This window comes from Streptomyces sp. NPDC057002, from assembly GCF_042673825.1.
Taxonomy (GTDB): Bacteria; Actinomycetota; Actinomycetes; order Streptomycetales; family Streptomycetaceae; genus Streptomyces.
The window spans coordinates 820,407-826,806 of record NZ_JBHURZ010000005.1 but is presented as its reverse complement, the minus strand read 5'-3'; the positions used below and the strand labels follow the sequence as shown (position 1 = coordinate 826,806).

General features: G+C 70.9%; 6 protein-coding genes and 1 pseudogene. 5 read left to right on the top strand and 2 right to left on the bottom strand.

What is annotated here, in order from left to right:
- Positions 1 to 776, bottom strand: a pseudogene (locus ACFT32_RS27915) (hypothetical protein); the annotation flags it as partial.
- 256 nt (positions 777 to 1,032) lie between these two features.
- Between ACFT32_RS27915 and ACFT32_RS27910 the strand changes: the two are divergent.
- From ACFT32_RS27910 to ACFT32_RS27890, 5 genes are all read left to right on the top strand, one after another.
- Positions 1,033 to 1,464 carry a hypothetical protein gene (locus ACFT32_RS27910; RefSeq protein ID WP_382494538.1) on the top strand — a complete coding sequence of 144 codons (432 nt, stop codon included), beginning with the start codon at positions 1,033 to 1,035 and terminating at the stop codon, positions 1,462 to 1,464.
- A gap of 183 nt (positions 1,465 to 1,647) precedes the next feature.
- Positions 1,648 to 2,448, top strand: a complete 801-nt coding sequence (locus ACFT32_RS27905; RefSeq protein ID WP_382494688.1) for an ABC transporter permease — start codon at positions 1,648 to 1,650, stop codon at positions 2,446 to 2,448.
- On the top strand, positions 2,441 to 3,262 hold the full coding sequence (locus ACFT32_RS27900) for an ABC transporter permease (protein WP_382494536.1): 822 nt from the start codon (positions 2,441 to 2,443) through the stop codon (positions 3,260 to 3,262). The genes ACFT32_RS27905 and ACFT32_RS27900 overlap by 8 nt, the downstream gene beginning before the upstream one ends.
- A 10-nt stretch (positions 3,263 to 3,272) precedes the next feature.
- Complete coding sequence (locus tag ACFT32_RS27895) at positions 3,273 to 4,241, top strand: ATP-binding cassette domain-containing protein (RefSeq protein WP_382494685.1); 969 nt, start codon at positions 3,273 to 3,275, stop codon at positions 4,239 to 4,241.
- Between the two features lie 33 nt (positions 4,242 to 4,274).
- Positions 4,275 to 4,961, top strand: coding sequence for a DUF1707 domain-containing protein (locus ACFT32_RS27890; protein WP_382494534.1), 687 nt, complete (start codon positions 4,275 to 4,277; stop codon positions 4,959 to 4,961).
- A gap of 31 nt (positions 4,962 to 4,992) precedes the next feature.
- Here the strand turns inward: ACFT32_RS27890 and ACFT32_RS27885 are convergent, their stop codons facing one another.
- Positions 4,993 to 6,327 (bottom strand): SGNH/GDSL hydrolase family protein, encoded by a 1,335-nt coding sequence (locus ACFT32_RS27885; protein WP_382494532.1) that lies wholly within the window; start codon positions 6,325 to 6,327, stop codon positions 4,993 to 4,995.
- Positions 6,328 to 6,400 lie beyond the last annotated feature (73 nt).

Below are 6,400 nucleotides of genomic sequence, written 5' to 3'. Positions count from 1 at the left end.
GGCGTGCCAGGGGCGGCGTCCGTCCGGCTCTGTGCCGTGCCTGCGGCGCCGACGGCCCGGATCTGTACCGTGCCCGGGTCGTTGTCGGCCTGGGGGCGTGGCGTGCCCGGGTCGTTGTCGGCCTGGGGGCGTGGCGTGCCCGGGTCGCTGTCCGTCCGGGCCGATGGCGTGCCAGGGGCGGCGTCCGTCCGGCTCTGTGCCGTGCCTGCGGCGCCGACGGCCCGGATCTGTACCGTGCCCGGGTCGTTGTCGGCCTGGGGCCGTGGCGTGTCCGGGTCGTTGTCCGCCTTGGCTCGGGGCGTGCCCCGGTCGTCGTCCGCCTTGGCTCGGGGCGTGCCCTGGGCGGCATCCGTCCGGGCCGATGGCGTGCCCTGGTCGCCGTCCGTCCGGGCCGATGCCGTGCCCCGGTCGCCGTCCGTCCGGCCCCGTGCCGTGCCCGCGGCGCCGACGGCCCGGATCTCTACCGTGCCCGGGCCGTCGTCAGCCTTGGACCGCGGTGTGCCCGGCTGACCGTCCGCCTCGGCCGGTGGCGTGTCCTGGGCGCTGTCCCCCTTGGCCCGTGCGGGGCCCGGGTCACCGTCCCCCTTGGCCTGCGGCGTGCCCGGCTCGCGGTCCCTCTTGGACCGTGGCGGGACCGGGTCGCCGTCCGTCTGGTCCCGTGCCGTGCCCGGGTCGTCGTCAGCCCGGTCCCGTGGCGTGCCCGGGGCGCCGTCCGGCTGCGGCTCTCTCGGTGCCCGCCCCGGTGTCGGCTGCTGCGGCTGAGGCTCGTCACTCATGTCGTGCACGGACTCCTGTTTCGCGTCGTACGTCGTTCCCGTACGTCTCTGCTCGCTCTTGCGCCCCTGTGATGAAGACTGTCCCATCCGGCGATCAGTTCCCTGATCGAGGGCCGTGTCGCGAGCCGTGTGGTGAGGCGGGCGGCGTGCGGGCGAACGTACAGGCGGCCGCAGGGTCAACTGGGCTATCCTGCACGCCTGTTCGAATCGCGATCTTGCTTGCGCGAGATTCGCCTGAAGGGGGACTCGACCGAAGATGCGACTGCTCGCACGCTCCGCCCTGGCCGGCACCGCCGCCACGCTGCTCGCCCTGGCCACGGGCGCCTCGGCCCACGCGGACGGAACGGATCGTACCGTCTGGGCCGGTGCCGACTGGAACGTCACGCCCCACGCGGACTCCGGTGGCAAGGCCCACATCCAGACGTACGGCGAGGTCTTCACCATCACCGACCTGGCCAAGGACGGTCACTCGACCATCGGGATCATCTCGATCGGCGGCGAGGGCAACACGTACTACTACTGGAACCGTGACGGCGTGAACACGACCCGCACGCTGAACCTCGACATCAAGGAAGGCACGCCGATCACCATCAAGGCGTGCATCGGCGACTGGAAGGGCAACCCGGACAACCCCACCGCGGGGATCATCTGGGACAAGTGCAGCGGCTGGGCGCAGACCGACGCCTGACCGAACTCCGCGTGGGGCGCTCCGGGCACGGCCCGGGGCGCCCCACGGCGTTCCCGGGCGGGAAGACCACGCCCCGCATCCCACGCCCCGCATCCCACGGCACGCGAAAACCCATGGCACGCGTGATCCCCGGCCCACTAGGCTCCTGCGCTTCGGTGTCCGGAGGCGAGGAGGGCTGTGGATGTGGGCTCGGGACGGTTGTACGCGGCCGTCGCGGCGGGCGGCTTCAGGCGGTACGCGACCTATCGGGCGGCCACGGTGGCCGGGGTGTTCACCAATACGGTCTTCGGCGTCATCCTCGTTTACACGTATCTGGCGCTGTGGGACGAGAAGCCGCATCTCGGAGGGTACGACCAGGCGCAGGCCGTGACGTATGTGTGGCTGGGGCAGTGTCTCTACGCGACCCTGGCGATCCAGGGCGGGGGCGCCGAGAAGGACCTGATGGAGCGCATCCGCACCGGTGAGATCGCCGTCGATCTGTACCGGCCGGCCGATCTCCAGCTGTGGTGGCTGGCGGGTGACGTGGGGCGGGCGCTGTTCCAGATGCTGGGGCGGGGTGTGATCCCGTTCGCGTTCGGCGCGGTCTTCTTCCCCATGGCCCTGCCGACGTCGGTCACCCCCTGGCTGGCCTTCGTGGTCACGCTCCTGCTGGCGACGGTGGTCAGCTTCGCGATCCGCTATCTGGCGGCCCTGAGCGTGTTCTGGCTGATGGACGGCATGGGCGTCAACCAGCTCCTGATGGTCACGGGGATCTTCTTCTCGGGCATGGTGCTGCCGCTGAACGCCTTCCCCGGGGCGCTCGGCGAGGTCGTGCGGGTGCTGCCGTGGGCGGCGCAGATCCAGATGCCGGCGGATGTGCTGATGGGGGAGACCGACCCGCTGCGGGCGTTCGCCTTCCAGGCGGCGTGGGCGGTGGCGCTGCTGGCGGCCGGACGGCTGCTGCAGTCGGCCGCGACACGGCGGGTGGTGGTGCAGGGTGGGTGAGCGGAATGCCCTGGCCGAGGGGCTGCGGGCCTATCGGCTGATCGCCGGGATGTGGATCCGGTCCAGCATGACCTACCGCACCTCCTTCGTCGTCACGGTGCTCGGCAACCTCACGGTGACGGGCCTGGACTTCGTGGGGATCCTGCTGATGTTCTCGCAGGTCGATTCCCTGGGCGGCTGGTCACTGCCCGAGGTTGCCTTCCTGTACGGGCTGTCGGTGACGGCGTTCGGGATCGCCGACCTGCTGCTCGGCTCGATTGACGTCCTGGGCGCCCGGATGCGCGACGGCTCGTTCGACACGCTGCTGGTGCGGCCCGCGCCGGTGCTCGCCCAGGTCGGTGCCGACCGCTTCGCGCTGCGCCGCCTGGGGCGGATCACCCAGGGCGCCGTGGTGCTGTGCTGGGCGCTGTTCTCGGTGGATGTCGACTGGAGTGCGACGAAGGTGCTGCTGGTGCCGATGATGGTGGTCAGCGGCGCGGCGATCTTCTCGGCGGTGTTCGTGGCGGGCGCGGCCTTCCAGATCTTCGCGCAGGACGCCGCCGAGGTGCAGAACGCCTTCACGTACGGCGGGACCACGCTGCTGCAGTATCCGCCGAGCGTGTTCGGCAAGGACCTGGTGCGCGGCGTGACCTTCATGGTGCCGCTCGCCTTCGTCAACTGGGTCCCGGCCGCCCATGTGCTGGGGCGGTCGTATCCCATCGGCCTGCCGTCCTGGGCGGCGTTCGCCTCGCCCCTGGTGGCGGTGGCCTGCTGTTTGCTGGCAGGGGCGGCGTGGCGGACGGGGCTTCGTTCCTACCGGAGTACAGGGAGTTGAGGTGACCGAGGTGGACAGCGCCTTCATCGAACTCGACGGTGTCGAGAAGGTCTTCGACGTACGCAAGAAGACCGGCTTCATGAAGCGGGAAGTACGGCGGGTCCGGGCCGTCGACTCGATCTCCTTCCGTGTGGAACGCGGCGAGATGGTCGGCTACATCGGCCCGAACGGCGCCGGCAAGTCGACCACGATCAAGATGCTGACCGGCATCCTCACCCCGAGCGCCGGCCGGCTGCGGGTCGCGGGCATCGACCCCTCCCGCGAACGCACCCGGCTCGCGCACCGCATCGGTGTGGTGTTCGGGCAGCGCACCACGCTGTGGTGGGACCTGCCGCTGGTCGACTCCTACCGGCTGATGCACCGTATGTACCGGATCCCGGACGCCCGTTACCGCGAGAACCTCGACCGCCTGGTCGAACTCCTCGGCCTGGGCGACCTGCTGGACGTGCCGGTACGGCAGCTCTCCCTCGGGCAGCGGATGCGCGGCGACATCGCGGCGGCGCTGCTGCACGACCCGGAGGTGCTGTACCTCGACGAGCCGACCATCGGTCTTGATGTCGTCTCCAAGTCCAAGGTGCGGGAGTTCCTGCGGGAGATGAACGCCGAGCGCGGTACGACGGTGCTGCTGACCACGCACGATCTGCAGGACATCGAGCAGTTGTGCAAGCGGGTGATGGTCATCGACCACGGGCGCATGATGTACGACGGTCCGCTCACCGGGCTGCACGAGGCGGGGGAGAGCGAGCGGACGCTGGTGGTGGACTTCGAGCGGGAACTGCCCCCGATCGACGCCCCGGCACCCGCCCGGGTCGTCCGGGTGGACGGTCCGCGGCAGTGGCTGGCGTTCCCGGCGGCAGAGTCGGCGGCGCCGCTGGTGGCGCGGATCGCGGCGCAGTACCCGCTGGTCGACCTGTCGGTGCGGGAGCCGGACATCGAAGCGGTGATCGCGAAAATGTACGCCGAGCGTGCGACCGCATAGTGCCCGGCACGGGTAACTCGTAGGCTGCTCTACATGACCGACGACGCAGTCCCGGATCTCCGCGCCTCCGACGCCGACCGTGAACGGGTCGCCGAAGTCCTGCGGGACGCCCTCGCTGAGGGACGTCTCGACATGGCGGAGTTCGAGGAGCGACTGGACGCGACCTACCAGGCGCGGACGTACGGGGAACTGGTGCCGATCACCCGGGACCTGCCGGCCGCGGGCGTCACTGTGCCCGCCGTGTCGCTGAGCAAGGACCCCGCCACCGGGTCGGGCTGGTCCGGGCGGATCGTCAGCGGCGAGGGGTCCTCGACGTGGGCCGTCGCCGTGATGTCGGGCTTCCAGCGCAAGGGGCACTGGACGATGCCCCGCCGGTTCACCTGCCTGGCCTTCTGGGGCGGCGGGGAGATCGACCTGCGCGAGGCGAACTTCGCGGAGCGCGAGGTCGAGATCAACGCGATCGCGATCATGGGCGGGGTGGATGTCATCGTGCCGCCCGGCGTCGAGGTCGTGGTGCGCGGCATCGGGATCATGGGCGGTTTCGACCACCGCGAGGAGGGTGTGCCGGGGGAGCCCGGGGCGCCGCGCGTGATCGTGACCGGGTTCGCCTTCTGGGGCGGCGTCGGGGTCCAGCGGAAGGTGACGCGGGCGGAGAAGCAGCGGCTCAAGGAGGAGCGGCGGCGGGAGAAGCTGGAGCGTCGGAGCAACGGCGAGTACTGAGCGTCGTCGGCCAGTACCCGGCGTCGTCCTCCTAGAGCTCGGCCGGCGCCGACCCCTTCAGGCTCTCCAGGTCGAACTCCTCGGCCATCCGGGCGTACCCCTTGTCGCTGGGGTGCAGATGATCGCCCGAGTCGAAGTCGGCGCGCAGCCGGCGCGGGTCGTAGGGGTCGCGCAGCGCCCTGTCGAAGTCGGCCACCGCGTCGAAGACCCGGCCCGCCCGGATCTCGGCGTTGATCTGCTGCCGGACCGACTCCCGCGGGTCCGTGTAGCCGCGGTGCCCGTAGAACGGCATCAGGGTCGCGCCGACGACCTTCAGGCCGCGTGCGTGGGCCTGGCCCACCATGGTGCGCAGGCCGTCCAGTATCGCGTTCGGGTCGGCGAGCCGCCGGTTGCGCAGGATGTCGTTGACGCCGAGGTCGATGACGACGACCTTGGCGTTCGTCCGCTCCAGCACGTCCCGCCCGAAGCGGTTGAGCCCGCTGGGGTTGTCGGCCGGGCGGCCCAGCCCGTCCGTGAGGACCCGGTTGCCGCTGATGCCCTGGTTGACGACGCTGTAGCGGGGCAGGTCCCGCCCGGCGGCGGTCTCCGCGCGTAGCCGCTCGGACAGCACGTCGGTCCACCGGTTGTTGGCGCCCGTGGTGGAGGTGATGCCGTCGGTGAGGGAGTCGCCGAGGACGACGACCGTGCCGTCGGACTCGTTGCTCAGCACGTCCAGCGCCGTCAGGTAGCGCCAGTAGGTGCTCTGCTCGGTGTACGGCGTGCCCGTCGTGTCCTGGGCGTGGGCGCCCTGGGCGACGTAGGAGGTCTGCCGGGCGTGCGGGTGGTACGTCACCGGGCCGGAGCTGGTCGGTGTGTACGTGGTGATCAGGACGTCGGCGTCGTGCGGGATGACGACGCGCACGACGTCGCTCATCACCTGCCGGCCGGGCGGGATGACGACCGTGGGGCCGCCGTTGAAGGTCAGCTGCCGCATGGTGTCCGACAGCGCGGCGGGCGTACCCGCGGCGGCGGCCACGGCGATCGACGCCTGTGTGATGCTCAGCGGCGACTGGCCGTAGAGATTGGACAGCGTCACGCGGGCACTCGTACCGCCGACGCTGGTGTGGACGACGTTGCGTACCGAACGGTCCGCCATGCCGGTCGTCTCGGTGCCGGGCTCGGCGCCCGCCGGCGAGGTGGACCAGGTGCCGACCCAGGTGCCGGTGGAGGCGGGGGCGGCGGAGTTGTTCGGAAGACGGCCGTCTGCCCGGGTGTTCCGGGTCTGCGTGCCGTCGTCGGTCGCCACTCCGACATATATGGCGGCGGAAAGGGCCACAACCGCTGCGACGATCGCCGCGAGCAGGGCGTAACCACGACCCCGGGTCATGCTGTGCAGTTCTCCTCAGGCGATGGGAGCCCAAGGCTCCGATCTGATGTGCCCATGATGCGTCATGGGCAGG

What these genes read in the sequence shown, in the direction of transcription:
- ACFT32_RS27910 (WP_382494538.1), top strand. Translation starts at nt 1,033, where the DNA reads ATGCGACTGCTCGCACGCTCCGCCCTGGCCGGCACCGCCGCCACGCTG.
- ACFT32_RS27890 (WP_382494534.1), top strand. Translation starts at nt 4,275, where the DNA reads ATGACCGACGACGCAGTCCCGGATCTCCGCGCCTCCGACGCCGACCGT.
- ACFT32_RS27885 (WP_382494532.1), bottom strand. Translation starts at nt 6,327, where the DNA reads ATGACCCGGGGTCGTGGTTACGCCCTGCTCGCGGCGATCGTCGCAGCG.